General features: G+C 63.9%; 15 protein-coding genes and 1 pseudogene. 12 read left to right on the top strand and 4 right to left on the bottom strand.

What is annotated here, in order from left to right; genetic code table 11:
- The first annotated feature begins 28 nt into the window (after positions 1-28).
- The 12 genes from MKZ40_RS00985 (at position 29) to MKZ40_RS00930 (ending at position 14486) form a co-directional block, all read left to right on the top strand.
- Positions 29-1231: a GGDEF domain-containing protein gene (locus tag MKZ40_RS00985; RefSeq protein WP_175089233.1), complete on the top strand. Its 1203-nt coding sequence runs from the start codon at positions 29-31 to the stop codon at positions 1229-1231.
- Positions 1232-1395: 164 nt separating this feature from the next.
- The gene (locus tag MKZ40_RS00980) at positions 1396-1953 is read left to right on the top strand and encodes a lipocalin family protein (RefSeq protein ID WP_175089232.1); all 558 of its coding nucleotides are present in this window, start codon (positions 1396-1398) and stop codon (positions 1951-1953) included.
- 336 nt (positions 1954-2289) lie between these two features.
- Positions 2290-3108, top strand: coding sequence for a DUF1338 domain-containing protein (locus MKZ40_RS00975; RefSeq protein WP_175089231.1), 819 nt, complete (start codon positions 2290-2292; stop codon positions 3106-3108).
- On the top strand, positions 3105-4127 hold the full coding sequence (locus MKZ40_RS00970) for a succinylglutamate desuccinylase (protein ID WP_175089230.1): 1023 nt from the start codon (positions 3105-3107) through the stop codon (positions 4125-4127). Before MKZ40_RS00975 ends, MKZ40_RS00970 begins: the two co-directional genes overlap by 4 nt.
- 582 nt (positions 4128-4709) lie before the next feature.
- Entirely contained in the window at positions 4710-5492 is a 783-nt protein-coding gene (locus MKZ40_RS00965; protein WP_282627790.1) for an ATP-binding cassette domain-containing protein, read from the top strand.
- Between the two features lie 187 nt (positions 5493-5679).
- On the top strand, positions 5680-6504 hold the full coding sequence (locus MKZ40_RS00960; protein ID WP_175089229.1) for a transporter substrate-binding domain-containing protein: 825 nt from the start codon (positions 5680-5682) through the stop codon (positions 6502-6504).
- Positions 6505-6545: 41 nt separating this feature from the next.
- On the top strand, positions 6546-7262 hold the full coding sequence (locus MKZ40_RS00955; protein WP_043334396.1) for an ABC transporter permease: 717 nt from the start codon (positions 6546-6548) through the stop codon (positions 7260-7262).
- A 41-nt stretch (positions 7263-7303) separates the two neighbouring features.
- Entirely contained in the window at positions 7304-8056 is a 753-nt protein-coding gene (locus MKZ40_RS00950) for an ABC transporter permease (RefSeq protein ID WP_175089313.1), read from the top strand.
- Positions 8057-8305: 249 nt separating this feature from the next.
- Positions 8306-9070 carry a transporter substrate-binding domain-containing protein gene (locus tag MKZ40_RS00945; RefSeq protein ID WP_175089228.1) on the top strand — a complete coding sequence of 255 codons (765 nt, stop codon included), beginning with the start codon at positions 8306-8308 and terminating at the stop codon, positions 9068-9070.
- Positions 9071-9404: 334 nt separating this feature from the next.
- Positions 9405-10694, top strand: coding sequence for an efflux RND transporter periplasmic adaptor subunit (locus MKZ40_RS00940; protein ID WP_175089227.1), 1290 nt, complete (start codon positions 9405-9407; stop codon positions 10692-10694).
- Positions 10691-13885: a multidrug efflux RND transporter permease subunit gene (locus MKZ40_RS00935; protein ID WP_175089226.1), complete on the top strand. Its 3195-nt coding sequence runs from the start codon at positions 10691-10693 to the stop codon at positions 13883-13885. Before MKZ40_RS00940 ends, MKZ40_RS00935 begins: the two co-directional genes overlap by 4 nt.
- 190 nt (positions 13886-14075) lie before the next feature.
- Entirely contained in the window at positions 14076-14486 is a 411-nt protein-coding gene (locus tag MKZ40_RS00930; RefSeq protein WP_175089225.1) for a hypothetical protein, read from the top strand.
- A gap of 141 nt (positions 14487-14627) precedes the next feature.
- Here MKZ40_RS00930 and MKZ40_RS00925 read toward each other — a convergent pair whose 3' ends face one another.
- The 4 genes and pseudogenes from MKZ40_RS00925 to MKZ40_RS00910 all read right to left on the bottom strand — a co-directional run.
- Positions 14628-15245: a nucleotidyltransferase family protein gene (locus MKZ40_RS00925; RefSeq protein ID WP_175089224.1), complete on the bottom strand. Its 618-nt coding sequence runs from the start codon at positions 15243-15245 to the stop codon at positions 14628-14630.
- A gap of 32 nt (positions 15246-15277) precedes the next feature.
- Positions 15278-16303 (bottom strand): XdhC family protein, encoded by a 1026-nt coding sequence (locus tag MKZ40_RS00920; RefSeq protein ID WP_175089223.1) that lies wholly within the window; start codon positions 16301-16303, stop codon positions 15278-15280.
- 103 nt (positions 16304-16406) lie between these two features.
- On the bottom strand, positions 16407-18791 hold the full coding sequence (locus MKZ40_RS00915; RefSeq protein ID WP_175089222.1) for a molybdopterin cofactor-binding domain-containing protein: 2385 nt from the start codon (positions 18789-18791) through the stop codon (positions 16407-16409).
- 133 nt (positions 18792-18924) lie between these two features.
- Positions 18925-19392 (bottom strand): annotated as a pseudogene (locus MKZ40_RS00910) ((2Fe-2S)-binding protein); the annotation flags it as partial.
- Positions 19393-19403 lie beyond the last annotated feature (11 nt).

Genomic DNA, 19403 nt, shown 5'->3' with positions numbered 1-19403 from the left:
GAGAGTCTGGCAACTCAGGTATCGCCCCATGAATCCCATGACACTCTGCTTTGCGGATGACACCCTGGAACGACGTTATCGGCGTCGACAGATCGAGACCTCACACAAGCTCAGCCGGATCACCATCCCGCTGAGCTGTCTGCTGTTCGCGTCCTATGGGCTGATCGAGCTCAGTCTGCTGGAGCACTACGAGCCCTACCTGCTGCTGCGCACCAGCGTTCTGATCGGCGTGTTGGGCCTGTTCCTGCTGTCACGCCTCCCGCGTTTCCGACACCACGTCAACGGCATCCTGTGCCTGGCCTCGCTGGTGGCAGCGCTGGGGACGCTGGCGATGTTCCATGTGGGGGACGGTCACGCCGGAGAGCACCTGGTGGAGAGCCACGCCGCCGGACAGCATGAGGACGAGCATGGTGACTTCCCGGTCTACTTCGTCGCCCTGTTGCTGGTGGTCTTCTGGACCTACACCCTGCTGGGACTGCAGTTCATCTATGCCATGGCCTGCGGACTGCTGATATGGATGGGCTGCACCGTCAGCTGCGCGCTGATGCATCTTGGCTCCGATACACTAGTGGAGGTCAACGAAGTCTTCTTCATGATGGCCGTCAATATGCTGGCAGGCCTTAGCGCCTACTCGCGCGAGCGCCAGAGCCGGCAACTCTTCCTGCATGAATGCCATATCACCGGCGAGCGGGACGATCTGCGCGACCACGCGATGTGCGACTCGCTCACCGGGCTGCTCAACCGGCGCGCCCTGCTGACACGCCTCGACCAGATACTCGACATTCAGACCCCCGGCACGGTGCAGGCCGCACTGTTCATCGACCTCGATGGCTTCAAGCCCGTCAATGACCGCCACGGCCATGCCATCGGCGATGAGGTGCTGCGCATCACCGGCGAGCGCCTGGGCAACACCCTGCGCGGCAACGATATCGTCGGTCGCCTGGGCGGCGATGAATTTCTGGTGCTGATCAGCCGTGAGGGCAACGGCCGCAAGGGCCCGGAGCAGCTGGCGGAACGTCTGATCGACGCCATCAGCCGTCCCATCACGCTGGAAGTGGATGGCGAGCCGCTGATCATCGCCGTCAGCGCCAGCATCGGCATCAGCCTGTTCCCCTTCTCGGGCGCCACGCCGGAAACGGTCATCGCACGCGCCGACAGCGCCATGTACGAGGCCAAGCAACGCGGACGTGGCGTCGTCGTCACCGGCAATCCGCTGCGTCTGGTACTGTGAGGCTCGACGCCTCAAGCATCTCACCGCGCCACCCTCCCTCTTGAGACAGCGGCAGACGCCCCAATGAGACAAGGATGACGTTTCATCCTTCTTCTCATGACCCGCATCACGCAAGGACACCCCACGACTCATCAATGGGGCGTACTGGCGCATGGAGCCTGCCAATGACACGCTTGCCGCATCTAGCCTTCTCTCTCGGCTGCCTCGGCCTTCTCGGCGGCTGCGCCGGAGTTCCCTCCGGCACCCAGCCCGTCGAGGGCTTCGAGCTCGAACGTTACTACGGTGAATGGCACGAGATCGCCCGCCTCCCCAACAGCTTCGAGGAGGGCCTCAGCTGTGTCAGCGCCGATTACTCGCCCCGCGAGGACGGCGGCGTGCGCGTCATCAATCGCGGCTACAACGCCGAGCAAGGGGAATGGAGTCAGGCCGAAGGTCGCGCCTACTTCACCCGGGGCAGCGAGACGGCGGCCCTCAAGGTCAGCTTCTTCGGCCCCTTCTATGGCGGCTACAACGTGCTGGCGCTGGATGAGGACTATCAGTGGTCGCTGGTGGCCGGTGCCGATCGCGACTACCTGTGGATACTGGCGCGTGAGCCACAGCTGGATGACGTCACCTATCAGGCGCTGGTCGATCAGGCCGCCGAGCTGGGCTTCGCCACCGACGCGCTGATCAAGGTCGAGCAAGGCGATGCCTGCCCTTCTCCTGACAACACCGATAGCTGACACCGAACGCTGACATCAAAAGCCTTCGCGCGAGTCGTGGTTGCTTGAGGTCACAGGCCGCCCCCGATTCCGAGCCCCGTAGCCAAGAGCCAAAGCCCAAGGCCTGGAACCAAGGTCTAAACCGGCGCGTGGCGTTTATATGGTGCGGACAGCCGCTTTCATCCAACCGACCTCGCATCTTGTCACGCGCGCGCGGCTCGCCAATGGTGAGCTGACAATCTTCCGGGGTAGCGCCTCGCCGAGTTCGCCACCCTGATGCCAATCGTTTGATGCTGTCGCCCAGTGCCAGTGCCGCCTCGCTGCACTGGGCTACTCAGTTCAGAGGGAGCCCGTGCCATGGATATCCAGCAGTTCTTCAGCGCCCTGTGGGATGACTACGTCGCCATGACGCCCCAGGCCCAAAAGATCCAGGATGCCTTCATCGCTGACGGCGAGACCATCGTCAACGACCACGTCGCCTTTCGCACCTTCGATCGCGGGCCCATCACCCTGAGCGCGCTGGAGCCTCACCTGCTGGCGCTGGGCTATACCCGCTTCGCACCCTATGATTTCTGCGAGAAGAAACTGCGCGCCTTCGGCTATCTACCGCCATCTTCCGACATGCCGCGCGTCTTCCTCTCCGAGCTGAAATGCCACGAGCTGTCCGAGCGCGCCCAGGCGATCATCGATGGCCTGGTCAGCCAGATCTCGCCGGATGCCGTCACCCAGCCCTCCGTGCTGTGGTCGGGCCGCCTGTGGAAAGCGCCCAGCTTCGAGCAGTATCAGCGTCTGATGGAAGAGAGCGAATATGCCGCCTGGCTGTCGATCATCGGCCTGCGCGCCAACCACTTCACCATCAGCGTCAACGCGCTCAGCCATCACGACACGCTCGACAAGGTGCTGGCGCGTGTCGAGGCGCTTGGCCTTGGCATCAATCCGGCCGGAGGACGCATCAAGGGCTCGCCCGAGGTGCTGCTGGAGCAGGCCTCCACCCTTGCCGACCGCCAGACCTTCACCTTCGCCGGTGGCGAGGAGCATGAAATCTCCACCTGCTACTACGAATTCGCGCGCCGCTATCCCGACGCCAATGGCGAGCTGTATCAGGGCTTCGTGGCGGCCAGCGCCGACAAGATCTTCGAATCCACCAATGTTCGCCAGGAGCCGACTGCCTCGTGATTGCCGACTGGCTAGACCTGACACTCGAAGGCCACGCCAGCGCACGTGGCATGGGCCGTATTCCCGGCGGCCGCTATGAGATCGTCGCGCCCGGCGTGCTGGAGATCACCCCCGACGTCATGGGGCCCAAGGCGCGCCCGTGCGTGATCTCCGCTGGCATCCACGGCAACGAGACCGCCCCCATCGAACTGCTCGGTGAACTGATCGCAGGCCTGGAGAGCGGTCATCTGATCATCGGGGCTCCACTGCTGCTGATTCTGGGCAACCTGCCCGCCATCCGCAGTGGCGAGCGCTTCATCACCACCAATCTCAATCGGCTGTTCAAGCGCGCCGAGGCAAGCGTCACAGGCAACGACTGCCCGTCGGATGATGAGCCGGCGCGCGCGCGTCAGCTGATGGCGGCCGTGGACACCTTCTATGCTCGCTTCCCGCTGACCGAGGGCACGCGCCGTCTGCACTACGACATGCACACCGCCATCCGCGACAGCCTCTATCCGCGCTTCGCGGTGGTGCCCTTCAGTGATGGCGATGCCATCAGCGCAGCGCAGTGGCCGATATTGAGCGCCGCCGGCATCCAGGCCGTGCTGCACCAGCATCAGCACAGCTGGACCTTCTCGCACTATTCGCGCCACTACCATGATGCCGACGCCTTCACGCTGGAGCTGGGCCAGGTACGCCCGTTCGGCGCCAACGACATGGCGGCGCTCGCACCGATGAAAGCCCTGCTCGCGGCACTGGCGACCGGCACGGCGCCCGCCGAAGCGGACCCGGAGGCCATCGACTACTTCACGGTGGAAGTGGAATTGATGCGTCAGTCAGCCGACTTCACGCTGTGCTTCAGCGAGGATGTCGCCAACTTCACCGCCTTCGCCCCCGGCAGCGTGGTGGCCGAAGACGCCGCTGCTGGCCCCTGCATCATCGGCGATACGCCACTGCGGGTGGTCTTCCCCAACGCGAAGGTGGAGATAGGCGCCCGCGCCGCCCTGCTGCTGGCCGAGAGTTCGACACCGACAGACTGAGTCCCCAGACACTGAACAACAAGCGCCGGCGTTCTGCCCGCCCACTCCCCGCAGGGCGCAGCACGACGGCGCGATTGCACTGATGAAAGCCTTGACTACAACGACAACAGGCGACCTTGATCATGAAGACTCCTCCCCCACTGCCGGACGGCATCCACGTGCGTCCTTGCACGCTCCACCAAAGTCGTAACATTCCTCCACGCCAGATAGCGGTGAACCCTGCGTTGAGCTGGTAGAATCGGCCCCCTTTCCCGTCCACGACATGCAAGCACAGGCATTCTTGGCCTGTTGTAGACGGTCACTGGCAGCGAGAACGACGATCAATCGGACTGATCGTGAGGAACTGGCCATGCCCCTGACGGCATTCTCCGCCACTCCTCCCGTGCCACGCCTTGCCGCCTCACCACGTCTGCGTCGCGCAAGTCAGCGAGTGGCAGCGAAGGCAGTGCCAGGCAGCCGTGCCATGTCGGCAACGAACCTGTATCCCGAGCCCGACCGCCCCGCGGCGGACTCGTGGCGTGTCATTGCCCCCAGGGCTGGCAACGTCCGGATTGGAGTAACTGCATGACCATGAGATCTTCCGTGGCCGAGAGCCCGAGCAGCGACGCGCTGCCTCTCGAGGTCCGCAACATCACCAAGTCCTTCGGCACCAATCAGGTGCTCAAGGGCTTGTCGCTGCAAGCACACAAGGGAGATGTCATCACCCTGATCGGTGCGTCCGGTTCCGGCAAGAGCACCTTTCTGCGCTGCATGAACCTGCTGGAGCAGCCGGACGGTGGCGACATCTTCGTGCATGGCGAGCAGATCGGCTTCAAGGAAAGCCGCCGTGGCCGTGAACCGATGAACTGGCGTCAGGTCGAGCGCATGCGCGCGCGCCTGTCGATGGTCTTCCAGGGCTTCAATCTGTGGTCGCACATGACGCTGCTGGAAAATGTCATCGAGGCGCCGATCCACGTGCTCGGTAAGCCGAAGAAGGAAGCCATCGCCCACGCACGCAGCCTGCTGGACCGCGTCGGCCTTCTCGAGCGCGCCGACTACTATCCGGCGCAGATGTCCGGTGGCCAGCAGCAGCGCGGCGCCATCGCACGCGCGCTGGCGATGGAGCCGGAGGTGATGCTGTTCGACGAGCCGACCTCGGCCCTCGACCCGGAACTGGTCGGTGACGTGCTCAAGGTCATGCGTGACCTGGCCGAGGAAGGCCGCACCATGGTGGTGGTGACCCACGAGATGAGCTTCGCGCGGGATGTCTCGAGCCAGGTGGTCTACCTGCACCAGGGACTGGTCGAGGAGGCTGGCAAGCCGGAAGACGTGCTGGGCAATCCCCAGTCGGAGCGCCTCAAGCAGTTCCTGGCGCCCAAGTACTGAGAAAGCGCCCTGATCAGCAGCCCTGATCACCAGTACTGTTGAATATCTCTTGGCCCATCGCTGAGCCAACCGCTCGGCCTGTGGCAGATCCGGCACGGTGATCCCGTGACCGGCACATGATTCAGCACCGCGAGCGCCACGCCAATGGCAAGCCTCGAGGTGTCCAAGACTTCAGGAATGACAAGCAATGAAACAGTTCGCGACACGTGCCCTGCTGGGTCTCACCCTCGGTCTCTCCAGCTTCGCCATTGCCACCAGCGCCGCCCAGGCGGCCGATGTGCCGGACCCGCTGCGCCTGGGCATCGACGTGCCCTACGCGCCCTTCGGCTACAAGCTGCCCAGCGGTGAGCTGACCGGCTTCGAGATCGAACTGGGCAACGCCATCTGCGCCCAGCTCGCCACTCACTGCGAATGGACCGAGCAGGACTTCGACGGCATCATCCCGGGCCTGATGGCGCGCAAGTACGACGTCATCATGTCGGCGCTGACCATCAATCCGGAGCGTGAGCGTCAGGTGCTGTTCTCCGAGCCCTACTTCACGCCGCCGTCCGGCTGGTTCGTCAAGGCGGATAGCCCGCTGGCCGGCGCGAACAACCTCGATGCAGAGGCCCTCAAGGGCAAGGTGATCGGTGTCCAGCGCGGCAACCTGCAGGATCACTACGTCACCGACCTCTACGGCCGCAAGGCAGAAGTGCGCCGCTACACCAAGCTCGATGACCTGGTGCTGGACATGGACAGCGGCCGCGTCGATGTCGCCTTCCTGGACCTGCCGGTCGGTCAGGACACCCTGGTCAACGCCAATGACGGCAACTTCGTCAACACCGGCAGCGCCATCAGCGAGCCGAAGAAATACTTCGGCGACGGCTTCGGCATCGCCATGAAGAAGCGCGACCGCGAGCTCAAGAAGGCCATCGATGGTGCCCTGGAAGCGCTCAAGGCCGATGGCACGCTCAAGCGTCTCAACGACAAGTACTTCGCCAGCGCCGCCATCGCGTCCGACAACCACCAGTAAGCCGCTGAACGGGTTATTCGGCGCTTCACGGGAGATTTCCCATGATTGACCTACAAGGCTACGGGCCCAGCCTGCTGGAAGGTGCCTGGGTCACGGTGCAACTGGCCGTGCTGGCCCAGCTGCTGGCCATCGCGCTGGGGTTATTGACGGCGACGGCCAAGATGTCGCGCTCCACACCTCTGCGCTGGCTCGCGACGCTCTACACCACCATCATCCGCGGCGTTCCGGACATCGTGCTGATGCTGCTGCTGTTCTTCGGTGGCCAGATCGGCATCAACATGGTCACCGACTGGCTGTACGACAGCTACGACATCGACGTCTTCGTCAATGTCGATGAGTTCACTGCCGGCGTCGTCACCATCGGCTTCATCTTCGGTGCCTACATGGGCGAAACCTTCCGCGGCGCCTTCATGGCGGTGGATGCCGGTCAGATCGAAGCCGGGCGTGCCTATGGCATGAACGACTGGAAGGTCTTCAAGCGCATTCGCTTCCCGCTGATGATGCGCCACGCCCTGCCGGGGCTGGGCAACAACTGGATGGTACTGCTCAAGACCACCGCCCTGGTGTCGGTGATCGGGCTGGTCGACATGGTGCGTGTCGCCAGTGAGGCCGCCAAGGCGACCCACGAGCCCTTCACCTTTCTGTTGCCGGTCGCGGCGGGCTATCTGCTGATCGCCACCGTGTCCGAGTGGGGACTGGCACGTCTCAAGAAGCGCTATAACGCCGGATTCGGGGAGGCTAGCGCATGGAACAACTGAATGAGGCAGGCTCCTCAGGCATCATCGCCCAGCTGGGCCGGATGCTTGAGGATGCGCTGAGCGACAACTACATCTTCACCGCGACCACTCTCTGGCACTACTGGGAAGGGCTGGTCACCACCGTACAGCTGGTGTGTCTGGCGCTGCTCATCGGCCTGATAATGGCCGTACCGCTGGCGATCATGCGCGGTTCGCGCCGTCGCTGGGTGAAGATGCCGGTCTATCTCTACACCTATGTCTTCCGTGGCACGCCGCTGCTGATCCAGCTCTATCTGATCTACTACGGCGTAGTGTTCTTCGACGGCTTCGACATCTCGCTGGGCGTGACCAGCGTGCATGTGCCCAGTATCCAGGAGACCTGGCTATGGGATTACTTCCGTGATCCCTTCGTGCCGGCGCTGCTGGCCTTCGTGCTCAATACCGCAGCCTACACCACCGAGATCTTCCACGGTGCCATCCAGTCGACCCCCAAGGGCGAGATGGAAGCCGCCCGCGCCTACGGCATGTCACGCGGCAAGATGATGCGTCGCATCATTCTGCCCAGTGCCTTCCGTCGGGCACTGCCGGCCTACGGCAATGAAGTCATCTTCATGCTGCATGCCAGTGCCATCTGCAGTGTGGTGACGCTGCTGGACCTCACCGGCGCCGCACGCGACATCTACGCGCGCTTCTATGCGCCCTTCGAGGCCTTCCTGTTCGTCGCCGCCATCTACCTGTGTCTGACCTTCACCATCATTGCCATATTCCGGCAATTGGAGAAACGCCTGCTGGCACACTTGAAACCATTAAGCTGAACGTCAAAAGCGCCCTTTGGAGGGCGCTTTTTTCATATCAGGAGATAACGGCAGGAATTCATCTCGTTTAACGACCGTTTGAATTTGTCCATTGACCCTCTTCACCACAGCCTCGGTCTGGGCTAGTGTGGAGCCACTGGCATGACACACCCCCTTATGTTCCCGACTCAGACGACTGGTGTTCAGGAGGGAGTGTCTGATGCCACTGATCAGCCAGTATGACCAACAACAATGATGGATGGGACTGACATGAAGAAGCTTCTGGGAATCTCCCTGCTGGGTGCAGCATTGATGGCCGGTGGCGCTCAGGCGGCCGAATCGCTGCGCATCGGCGTCGACGTGCCCTACGAGCCGATGGAGTACAAGACACCCGACGGTGAGCTGACCGGTTTCGATATCGAACTGGGCAATGCCATCTGTGCGAAGATCAACCGCGACTGCGAGTGGGTCATCCAGGCGTGGGACGGCATCATTCCCGGCCTGATGGCGCGCAAGTACGACGCCATCATGTCCTCGATGACCATCAATGAGGAACGCCGCGAGAAGGTGCTGTTCTCCGACACCTACATCACTCCGCCCTCCGCCTGGTTCGCCCCGTCCGACAGCGAGCTGAGCGCCACCTCCACCGAGGCCCTGGCCGGCAAGGCCATCGGCGTGCAGCGCGGTACCCTGCAGGACAACTACGTCACTGATCTCTATGGCAAGAATGCCGAGGTCAAACGCTACACCACCGCCGATGACCTGGTGCTGGACATGGACGCGGGTCGCCTCGATATCGCCTTCCTCGATTTCCCGGTAGGCAAGTCCACCCTGATCGACGGCGGCAACGGCAACTACAAGGCCGTGGGTGAAGTGGTCACCGAGCCCAAGAAGTACTTCGGCGACGGCTTCGGTATCGCCATGCGCAAGCGTGACAAGGACCTGGCCGAGCAGATCAACGGTGCCCTGGCCGAACTGAAGGCCGATGGCACCTACGACACCATCCATACCAAGTACTTCGGCGAGAAGCAGTAAGTTCGACTCAAGCGGCATGCCAGCCATGCCGTGATGTCTGCGCCATGAGATGAGCGGCAATAGACACAAGTGACATGTTCGACAACAAACCCCGTTGGCATCTACCGCGGGGTTTTTGCGTTGAGGCAGTGTTCAGTGACATTCAGCCACCTGTCTTGTGACAACCCTGTCACGACCTGAACAGGGCCAATCGCTCAAGCGCATCACGTGGAAAGCATGCCATCTACACAATTGGTGCAATTTCAGCATCAAAGCAGTGTGTCTGATGGGACTTATCGATAATGCGCAGTCTCTCTAGGATGCCGTGCAACTCCTTCTGCAACGGTAGATTCCCATGTCGAGACTGAACTCACGTCCGGCGCGCCTTTCTCGTATCGCCTCTTCCCTGCTGCTGACCCTCGGCGGCCTGCTGACGCTCAGCGCCTGCAGTGAAGGCAGTGGTGAAGCGAACGACAGCGCGCAACAGACGCCCCCCACGATGGAAGTCGTCGCTGCCATCTCGCAGCCGGTGGCGGCCTGGCACACCTATACCACGCGCCTGGAATCTCCCCAGCGCGTACAACTGCGCCCACGCGTGAGCGGCGAAGTCGAAGAAGTGCTGTTCACGGAAGGCAGTCAGGTAAGCGCCGGCACGCCACTGGTACGCCTTGATCAGCGCCCCTTCAAGGCTGAGGTCGAGCGACTGGAAGCCGATGTCGCTCGCTTCAAGGCCGAACTGGCCAACGCGCGCAGCGAGTCCGGTCGTGCCGCCAGCCTGGTCAAGCGCCACCTGATCTCCCGCGAGGAAGCCGATTCACGCAGCACCAATGCCACCGGTCTGAGCGCTCAGCTCAAGGGTGCCATCGCTCAGCTGGAGCGTGCACGCCTGGATCTGGACTACGCCACCATCCGTGCCCCGATCGACGGCCGCCTGTCCAATGCGCGTATCACGCGTGGCAACACGGTACAGGCGGGGGAAAGCGTGTTGACCACTCTGGTCGAGACCCGTCAGCTGGACGCCTATATCGACATCAGCGAGCTGACCTGGAACAAGGACTTCGCGCATGTCAGCGCCGAGGACCATCTGCCGGTGGAACTGCAGCTGGCCGGACAGGAAGACTTCCCCTTCCAGGGTGAGCTCGACTTCATCGACAACAGTGTCGACATCGATACCGGCACCCTGCGCATCGGCACCACCTTCAATGCCGATGATCCCGCTCTGCGTCCGGGTGCCTTCGCGCGCCTGCGTATCGCCTCACCCGAGATCCGTGATGCCGTACTGATTCCGGAACGCGCCATCGGCACCGATCTGGATCGTCAGTTCGTGCTGGTGGTCGGTGAGGACAACACCCTCGCCTACCGTGGCATCAGCACCGGTCCGCGCTTCGGCACGCTGCGCGCCGTGACCGATGGCCTGGCCGCCGGTGACCGCGTGCTGGCGGCTGGCCCCGCCAAGGCAGGCCCAGGCATGCCGATCAGCCCCAAGCTGGTCGACATCGAGGATGACGGTGCCCTCAAGTCACTGGCGGCGCGTGTCTCCCGCCTGCAGGGGCAGCAAGCTGCCCGCCAGTTGAACCAGGACAACGACCAGAAGGCCGCGACTCTCGCCGAGGCTGACCGTCAGGCAGCCGGAGGCCGTTCGTGAACATCTCCGGTTTCTTCATCAAGCGCCCGGTCTTCGCCGCGGTGCTGTCGATCCTGATCGTCATCGGCGGCTTGCTGTCGCTGTTCAAGCTGCCCATCTCCGAGTATCCCGAAGTCGTGCCACCCACCGTGGTAGTGCGCGCCAACTATCCGGGCGCCAACCCGGAGGTCATCGGCTCCACCGTGGCCACGCCGCTGGAACAGGAAATCACCGGCGTCGAAGGCATGCTGTACATGGATTCCCAGGCGACCTCCGATGGCAATCTGACCCTGACCGCGACCTTCGCGCTGGGCACCGATCTGGACAAGGCCCAGGTCCAGGTGCAGAACCGCGTGGCTCGCGCCACGCCGCGTCTGCCGCAGGAAGTGCAGCAACTCGGCATCACCACCGAGAAGGCCTCGCCCAATCTGACGATGGTGGTCCACCTGACATCCCCGGACGGCCGCTATGACCAGCTATGGCTGTCCAACTATGCGCGCCTGAACCTCAAGGACAATATTGCCCGTCTCGAGGGGGTCGGCGACGTGCAGCTGTTCGGTGCCGGCGAGTACTCGATGCGCGTGTGGCTCGACCCGGACGCCGTGGCGGCGCGAGGCCTGTCTGCCGGTGACGTGATCAGTGCGCTGCGTGCGCAGAACCAGCAGGTCGCCGCCGGCTCCATCGGTGCTCAGCCCTCGCCTGACGACAACCAGTTCCAGCGTCTTCTCAATGTTCGTGGCCGTCTGGAAAGCACCGAGGAATTCGAGAACATCGTCATCCGTATCGATGAAGACGGCCGTCTGACACGCTTGAAGGATGTCGCGCGTGTCGAACTGGGCGCCGACAGCTATTCGCTGCGCGCGCAGCTGGATGGCAAGGATGCCGTGGCGATGCCGATCTTCCAGCGTCCCGGTTCGAATGCCATCGCACTGTCGGATTCCGTACGTGAGCGCATGAGCGAGATGTCCGACGCCTTCCCGGATGGCGTCAGCTACGACATCGTCTATGACCCGACGGTCTTCGTGCGTGGCTCCATCGAGGCGGTCATCGACACCCTGTTCGAGGCCATCCTGCTGGTGGTGATCGTGGTGATCCTGTTCCTGCAGACCTGGCGTGCCTCGATCATTCCATTGATCGCGGTGCCGGTCTCGCTGATCGGAACGTTTGCGGTCATGCAGATGATGGGCGTGTCGATCAATACGCTGTCACTGTTCGGACTGGTGCTCGCCATCGGTATCGTCGTCGATGACGCCATCGTGGTGGTGGAGAATGTCGAGCGCAACATCGAGCTGGGCCACTCGCCCATCGAGGCCACCCAGATCGCCATGCGCGAGGTGACCGGCCCGATCATCGCCATCGCGCTGGTGCTGACGGCGGTATTCGTGCCGACGGCCTTCATCAGCGGCCTGAGCGGCCAGTTCTACAAGCAGTTCGCGCTGACCATCACCATCTCGACGCTCATCTCGGCCTTCAACTCGCTGACGCTGTCACCGGCGCTCTCCGCCCTGCTGCTCAAGCCGCATGGCAGCAAGCCGGACTGGCTGACCCGCGTCATCGACGGCCTGTTCGGTCGCTGGCTGTTCGCGCCGTTCAACCGTGCCTTCAATGCGATGGCCAACGGCTATACCGGCCTGATCAAGAAACTGCTGCGCTTCGGTGTCATCGTCGGCGTTATCTATCTGGCCCTGCTCGGCGCCACCGGCAAGCTGTTCGACAGCGTGCCCGGCGGCTTCATCCCGGGGCAGGACAAGCAGTATCTGGTCGCGATGGTTCAGCTGCCGGACGCCGCCAGTCTCGACCGTACCTCCGAGGTCATCGACGAGATGCAGGCACTGGCGCTGGACACACCGGGCGTGGCGCACACCGTGGCCTTCCCGGGGCTTTCCGTGAACGGCTTCGTCAATGCCTCCAACTCCGGCATCCTGTTCACACCGCTGGATGACTTCAAGGATCGTCAGTCGCCCGAGCTTTCCGGTCAGGCGATCGCCGCCGAGCTCAATCGCAAGTTCGCCGGCATCGACGAGGCCTTCGTCGCCGTCTTCCCGCCACCGCCGATTCTGGGCCTGGGCACCACGGGTGGCTTCAAGTTGCAGCTGCAGGACCGCGGCAACAAGGGCTTCGATGAGCTGTTCGCCGCCGTACAGACCATCACCGCCAAGGGCAACGCCGATCCGCGCCTGAGCAGTGTCTACTCCAGCTTCCGCATCCAGGTGCCGCAGTACGACATCGATCTGGATCGCGAGCAGGCGATGATCATGGGCGTGCCGGTGGAACGTGCCTTCGAAACCCTGCAGGTCTATATGGGCTCGCTGTACGTCAATGACTTCAACCGCTTCGGGCGTACCTATCAGGTACGCGCCCAGGCCGAGCAGTCGGCGCGTCTCGACCCGGATGACATCCGCAACCTCAAGGTGCGCAGCGACAACGGCCGCATGATTCCGCTGGGCAGCTTCGTCAAGGTGACACCGACCACCGGCCCGGACCGCGTGATGCACTACAACACCTTCGTCAGTGCCGACATCAACGGCTCACCGGCGCCGGGTATCTCCAGTGATCAGGCCAAGGCCGCCATCGAGGAAGTGCTGGCCGACAACCTGCCACAGGGCATCGGCTACGAGTGGACGGAGGTGACCTACCAGCAGGTGCTGGCCGGCAACACCATGATCTACATCTTCCCGCTGGTGGTGCTGTTGGTATTCCTGGTGCTGGCCGCCCAGTACGAGAGCTGGTCGCTGCCGCTGGCGATCATCCTGATCGTGCCGATGACGCTGCTGTCGGCGCTGGCCGGCGTGTGGCTGACGGGGGGCGACAACAACATCTTCACGCGGATCGGCTTGATCGTGCTCGTGGCGCTGGCGTGCAAGAACGCTATCCTGCTGGTCGAGTTCGCTCGTGAGCAGCAGCATGAAGGTCAGAGCCGCCTGGATGCCGTGCTGACAGCCTGTCGCCTGCGTCTGCGTCCCATCCTGATGACATCGGTGGCCTTCACCGCCGGCGTGGTGCCACTGGTACTTGCCACCGGTGCCGGCAGCGAGATGCGTCAGGCGATGGGCGTGGCGGTGTTCTCCGGGATGATCGGCGTCACCGTGTTCGGCCTGCTGCTGACACCGCTGTTCTATGTCGGTATCCGCCGCCTGGTCGAGAAACGTGAATCGCATCAGGACACTGGGACGTCGGACAGCGATGGCGAGTCAGGCCAGCATACCCACTGAGCCATTCACTGATACGACCACTCTGTCGAGAGATCGAGGACAGGCGAACGCCACGGGGCGTCGCGGATTCAGTAACCACTGAAGCATTGACTCCCCGTTGGCAACACTGCCATTCCGTTCGTGGCATGTTTACTGCTCACGACTCTCGGCATAATGCCCATCAATATCTACCCACTCGGGAGCAGGTGCCATGTACGCCGATACCTTCAATGATCTGGCCCTCGAGGCCGAACTCGAAAACTTCGCGCACCGCTGGTTCTCCATGCTCAACCGCATGGCGCCTGCCATCGAACTGGCGGAGCTGCTGGGCGAGGAAGCTTCCATCCAGCTGCTGGATGAAACCCTGACCGGCAGCGGGTACCTGGCCAACTGGGAGCAGCGACGCAGCGAGCTGCTGGTCAATGGCCATGCACTCGGTTGGGTGCGTGCGCAGCGCAACAGCCTCGACAGCGCCACCCTGCGCATGGGCGGAGAGCACCGTGCCGCCATGCGCGATGGCAGCGTGTTGCACACGCACTTCGACGCCGAGTGGGTGCTCGACCTGAGCTGGGGCGAGCCGCGTATCCAGAGCATCAAGCTGCTGGATATGCGCACGCTGTAACGCGATAGGCAGACAGCAAAAGGCCCCGTCACTTGATGGTGACGGGGCCTTTTGCTGTCTGGAGGGGCCTGTATCCAGCGCACATGACTTCTTTCAGTTTCAGCCTCTGAGTCTCATTCCCTCTGTCTCAGACCCTCTGTCTCAGTCTCTGAGCTTCAGCATCGCTGGCGTGTCGATGTCGTGATGGATACCGGCATCACCGACTGCCACCTCACGCAGCGCCTCGCGATGTCGCGCGATCACCTCACGCGCGCCCTCGCCGCCCTCAAGTGTCGCAAGCTCTGCCCACAGCGTCCGCCCGAACAGCACCGGATGCCCGGGCCTGCTGTCCTCGCCTTCAAGCCTCGGTCGCACGATATGCACGCCATCTGCCTGGGCCTCGGCCTGAAGGACATGAAAGGTCCGCGCCGTGATCTGCGCCATGTCCGCCAGCCACACTGCTGCCACCTGCACATGCGCCAATGCCGCTTCACCACGGAGCTGACGGAAGGCATCGCCAAGACTCCCACCGAGGCCGTTGCCCGCCTGCGGCGCACGCCAGATTCGCCCGGCATGCTCACGCGCGAACACCTCTCCCAGCAATGCGGCGGGATCATCGTCTTCACGCAGCAGCAGACGCCAGTCCACCTCACAGCACATGACCCGCGACAGCGTCGCCATCAGCAGTGTCTGGCCATTTCCCAGACGCGCCTGACGCTTGTCACTGCCGAAGCGGCGACTCTGCCCTGCGGCCATGACCAGGATGATCGACTCATTCATGGGCGGCCTCCCTGACTGTCTCCTGAGCGGCTTCACAGGCTCTCGCGAGCGCGGCCACGGCGGATACGCACGATATCGGCCATCACCGCCAGCGCGATCTCGGCCGGCGTCTTGCTGCCCAGATTCAGCCCGATCGGCATCACGATGCGCGCAATCTCCTCGTCACTGAGACCACCGCTGCGTGCCAGCCGCTCGGCGCGCGCCGTTGAGGTACGCAGCGAACCCATCACCCCGATATAGAACGCGGGCTGGCGTACCGCCTCGATCATCGCCAGATCATCGATACGCGGGTCGTGGGTCAGCGCGACCACGGCGGTGGCGGCATGACAGCCGCCGGCGGCGATGAAGCGTGACGGCAACTCACGGCGCAGGCTGACGCCCTCGAGCGGCGCCTTGCGAGCATCCCAGTCGGCCAGCACTTCCTCGCGTGGCTCACAGATGATCACCTCGAAGCCGAGGCTGACGGCGAAAGCTGCGCAGGCTTCCGCTACCGGCGATAGGCCCGCCAGCAGCAGACGCGCCACCGGCCCGACCCGCAGCTGATAGCCGTAGGCCTCACCCATGTGGCCCTTGAGAGGCTCGACCCGCTCCCCCAGCCCGCTGTCGCACTCAAGCCTACGCGCGCCATCCCCCTCCAGCATCACCTGTCGCAGACGCGGCGTCTGGCCCTCGAGTGCCGCGCGCAGGGCCTCGAGGTGCGCGATGTCCGCGTCACAGGCGGTGAAGCGCTCGACCAGTACGTCCAGGATACCGCCGCAGGGCAAGGCGATCCCTGCGCCCTGATGGCCGCCCTCGCCATAGCGGATCACCTGGGCGGGCGCGGTGAATTCCCCGTCAGCCAGGCGCGCCAGAAAGTCCTCCTCGACACAGCCGCCGGACAGGGAACCACGATGTTGCCCATCAGCGCGCGCCACCAGCCAGGTGCCCGGCTCACGCGGCGAGGAGCCGAAGGTGGCCAGCACCGTGCACAGCCAGATCGGACGCGCAGATGGCTCGCCATCTGCGGGTGCCAGCCAGTCGATCGCCTGATGGATCACTTCAAGATCAAGGTGTTGCATCAACAATCTCTCATATCAGAAGCCTGCGCACGCTCTGAAGACACGAAACCCGCCACCCGGGCATGCCGGAATGGCGGGTATCAGAGGCATTAACTGGAGAAGGTCAGGCCTCGCTGAGCGCGGCCTTGAGCGCCGCCGGACGCATCGGCAGGTCACGCAGACGCACGCCGACCGCATGCTGAATGGCGTTGGCGATCGCCGGTGCGACCACCGTGGTGCCCGGCTCGCCGAGGCCGACCGGCATCTCGGTGCTGTCGACGAATTCGAGATCCATCTGCGGCACCTGATGCATGCGCAACGGCTGGTAGGCACCCAGATTCTGCGCCACCGGACCGCCCTCGCGGTATTCGGTGCCTTCGTGCAGCGCCATCGAGACGCCCCACAGGAGCGAGCCTTCCAGCTGCGCCATGGCGCCATCCGGATGCGCCAGCGTACCGGCATCCACCACGCTGGTCAGCTTCTCGAGCTTGACCTCGCCGGTGGCGCGATCGACCTTGACCTGCGCCACACAGGCCACCCAGGTCGGCATGCTACGTTCCTGACCGAAGCTCAATGCCACGCCCATGCCGGTGTCTGCCGGCAGGCTGTCGCGCTCGCTCCAGCCGGACTTCTCCATCACTCGCTTGAGCACGCTGCGCAGACGCTCGGCACCACCGGTGCTGACCGGCGCCTTGCCGGCATTGCGGCCTTCGGCGTCCAGCAGCGCGAGACGGAATTCGGCCGGGTCCTGGCTGGCGGCCAGTGCCAGCTCATCGATATGCTGTTCGACCGCCCACAGCGTCCAGCCAGGTGCGACGGAGCGCAGGTAACCGGGCACGAAGGCCTCGTGGGCGACCTTGTTCTGCTGCGCCCAGACACGCTGGGTGCCGACGTTGTACCAGTGATCCGCGCCGCTGATGGAGAAGGAATCCAGCTTGCCGCCACCTTCGATGGCTTCTGCCATGAAGGCCGGCATCAGGGCTGCCGTCGGCCAACCGGCGGCGGCGGCGTGCTCGGAGGCCACCACGCGCCCCTCGGCATCGAGGCCGGAGCGCAGACGCTGCACCGAGGGCGAACGCACGCAATCGAAGCGGCTGTCATCGGGGCGCGTGAAGATCATCTTCACTGGACGCCCCACGGCCTTGGCCGCCAGCGCCGCCGGCACGGCGTAGTCACCATGCAGACGACGCCCGAAACCACCGCCCAGATACAGCTGGTGATGGGTGACCTTGCCTTCCTCGAGCTCCAGCGCCTTGGTGACCAGCGAGGTCAGCAGGGACTGCTGCTGATTGCCGCAGTGGATGTGCCAGTGGCCATCCTCTTCGTAGGCCAGCGCATTGGCCGGCTCCAGCGTGAAGTGCAGCACGCTTGAGGTGGTGAAGGTGGATTCCACCGTGGTGGCGGCATTCTCGAGCAGCGGCGCAGGGTCGCCCTGATCCACCAGCAACGAGCCATTGTCACGGCTCGGCGAGCTGACCAGACGCTGGCCCTCGGCCTGGATCGCCATCTCGTCGACCTGATAGCTGTCGCCCTTGCTCCACTCGACCTTGAGCAGATCAGTGGCACGCATCGCCGCCGAGAAATTGTCGGCGATGACCGCAAGCCAGCCCTGGCAGATGCCGGACGGGTCCTTGAGCTCGATGGTCTGGCGATAGCCGATGACCTTGCGGGCCTCGCTGTCATCGACGGCGGTGACCTTGCAGCCGAAGCGGCTCGGCGGCATCACCGGACGCGCATGCAATGTCTTGCCGACACGCGCCTCGATCTCTGCCGGCAGGGTGTAATCGATGCCGTAGACGGCCTGACCGTTGGTCTTGGGCGGCACGTCCAGCGCGTTGCCTCTGGTGCCCAGCACGCGACGCTCGGAGGCCGGCTTGAGCTCGATGGCCGCAAGCTCCTCCTCGGAGAAGCTGCGCTCCAGCCCCGCCGCGACGATCTCGCCATAGCCCAGCGACTGATCGCCACTGATGACGCGCCCCTTGCGCGCCTTGCAGCTCTCGACCGCCACGCCCATCTGCTGAGCACCCGCCTCGATCAGCGCGATACGTCCCGCCGCACCGGCCTGTGACAGCGGCTGGTAACTCTGGTGAACCGACCAGCTGCCGCCGGTGATCATGTAGCCCCACTTGGGAGCGCTGTCGACGTAATCGACCTTGACGCTGTCCCAGTCGGCCTCAAGCTCCTCGACCACCAGACGCGCGAGGCTGGTGGCGACGTGCTGGCCCATCTCGGACTTGGTGATATGCACGGTGACGGTGCCATCAGTGGCGATGGCGTACCACATGGTCGGCTCGAAGGCGCCGGCGGACAGCGTCTCGCTGGCCGAACCCTTGCCGTCTGACCCGGCGGCCAGCGCCGCGCCGGACACGCCGAAGGCCAGCATGGTGGAACCCGCCACACTGCCGATCAGGAAGCCACGCCGCGTGATGCCGCCGCGGCTCGAGGAAGTCTTGTGCGCGGCAGCAAGCTCGCGCTGATGCGCGGCCAGCTTGTCATCAAACCTTGCCATGAGACGTCTCCTCGACAGCAGAATGGGACGCGGGGCCAGCCATGGCACGCGGGTCGAAGGTGCCGACGCCGGCAGTCGCGGCCGTGGCGTCGGTCTGCTGACCGCTCACCTGACTGGTGGCACGCTCATTGGCGATGGTGGCGGCACGCTTCACCGCACGATGGATACGCACGTAGGCCATGCAGCGACACAGGTTGCCGGCCATGGCGGCGGTGACCTGCTCATCGGTGGGGTCGGGCGTGTTCTTGAGGAAGTCGGCGGCCTGCATGATCTGGCCGGACTGGCAGTAACCGCACTGCGGTACCTGCTCCTCGACCCAGGCCTGCTGCAGCGGGTGATCATCGTTCTCGGCTAGCCCCTCGATGGTGACGATGTCACCACCTTCGGCGGCCAGCACCGGCAGGACACAGGTACGCGCCGCTGTGCCGTTCAGGTGCACGGTACAGGCGCCGCACTGGGCGATGCCGCAACCGAACTTGGTGCCTGTCAGACCCAGGTGCTCTCGCAGCACCCATAACAGCGGGGTTTGCGGATCGACCTCGAGACTGACGGCCTTGCCGTTCAGAGTGAAGTTGGCCAAGGGGCTTCTCCTCAGGAGCATGAAGCAGGGGG

Source organism: Cobetia sp. BMC6 (assembly GCF_029991385.1).
Classification (GTDB): Bacteria; Pseudomonadota; Gammaproteobacteria; order Pseudomonadales; family Halomonadaceae; genus Cobetia.
Note: the sequence above shows the minus strand (reverse complement) of the source record. Positions and strands in the feature narration are given on the sequence as shown.

Coding starts and splice junctions, on each gene's coding strand:
- MKZ40_RS00930 (WP_175089225.1), top strand. CDS start 14,076: ATGTACGCCGATACCTTCAATGATCTGGCCCTCGAGGCCGAACTCGAA.
- MKZ40_RS00985 (WP_175089233.1), top strand. CDS start 29: ATGAATCCCATGACACTCTGCTTTGCGGATGACACCCTGGAACGACGT.
- MKZ40_RS00975 (WP_175089231.1), top strand. CDS start 2,290: ATGGATATCCAGCAGTTCTTCAGCGCCCTGTGGGATGACTACGTCGCC.
- MKZ40_RS00920 (WP_175089223.1), bottom strand. CDS start 16,303: ATGCAACACCTTGATCTTGAAGTGATCCATCAGGCGATCGACTGGCTG.
- MKZ40_RS00960 (WP_175089229.1), top strand. CDS start 5,680: ATGAAACAGTTCGCGACACGTGCCCTGCTGGGTCTCACCCTCGGTCTC.
- MKZ40_RS00925 (WP_175089224.1), bottom strand. CDS start 15,245: ATGAATGAGTCGATCATCCTGGTCATGGCCGCAGGGCAGAGTCGCCGC.
- MKZ40_RS00945 (WP_175089228.1), top strand. CDS start 8,306: ATGAAGAAGCTTCTGGGAATCTCCCTGCTGGGTGCAGCATTGATGGCC.
- MKZ40_RS00955 (WP_043334396.1), top strand. CDS start 6,546: ATGATTGACCTACAAGGCTACGGGCCCAGCCTGCTGGAAGGTGCCTGG.
- MKZ40_RS00980 (WP_175089232.1), top strand. CDS start 1,396: ATGACACGCTTGCCGCATCTAGCCTTCTCTCTCGGCTGCCTCGGCCTT.
- MKZ40_RS00950 (WP_175089313.1), top strand. CDS start 7,304: ATGCTTGAGGATGCGCTGAGCGACAACTACATCTTCACCGCGACCACT.
- MKZ40_RS00915 (WP_175089222.1), bottom strand. CDS start 18,791: ATGGCAAGGTTTGATGACAAGCTGGCCGCGCATCAGCGCGAGCTTGCT.
- MKZ40_RS00940 (WP_175089227.1), top strand. CDS start 9,405: ATGTCGAGACTGAACTCACGTCCGGCGCGCCTTTCTCGTATCGCCTCT.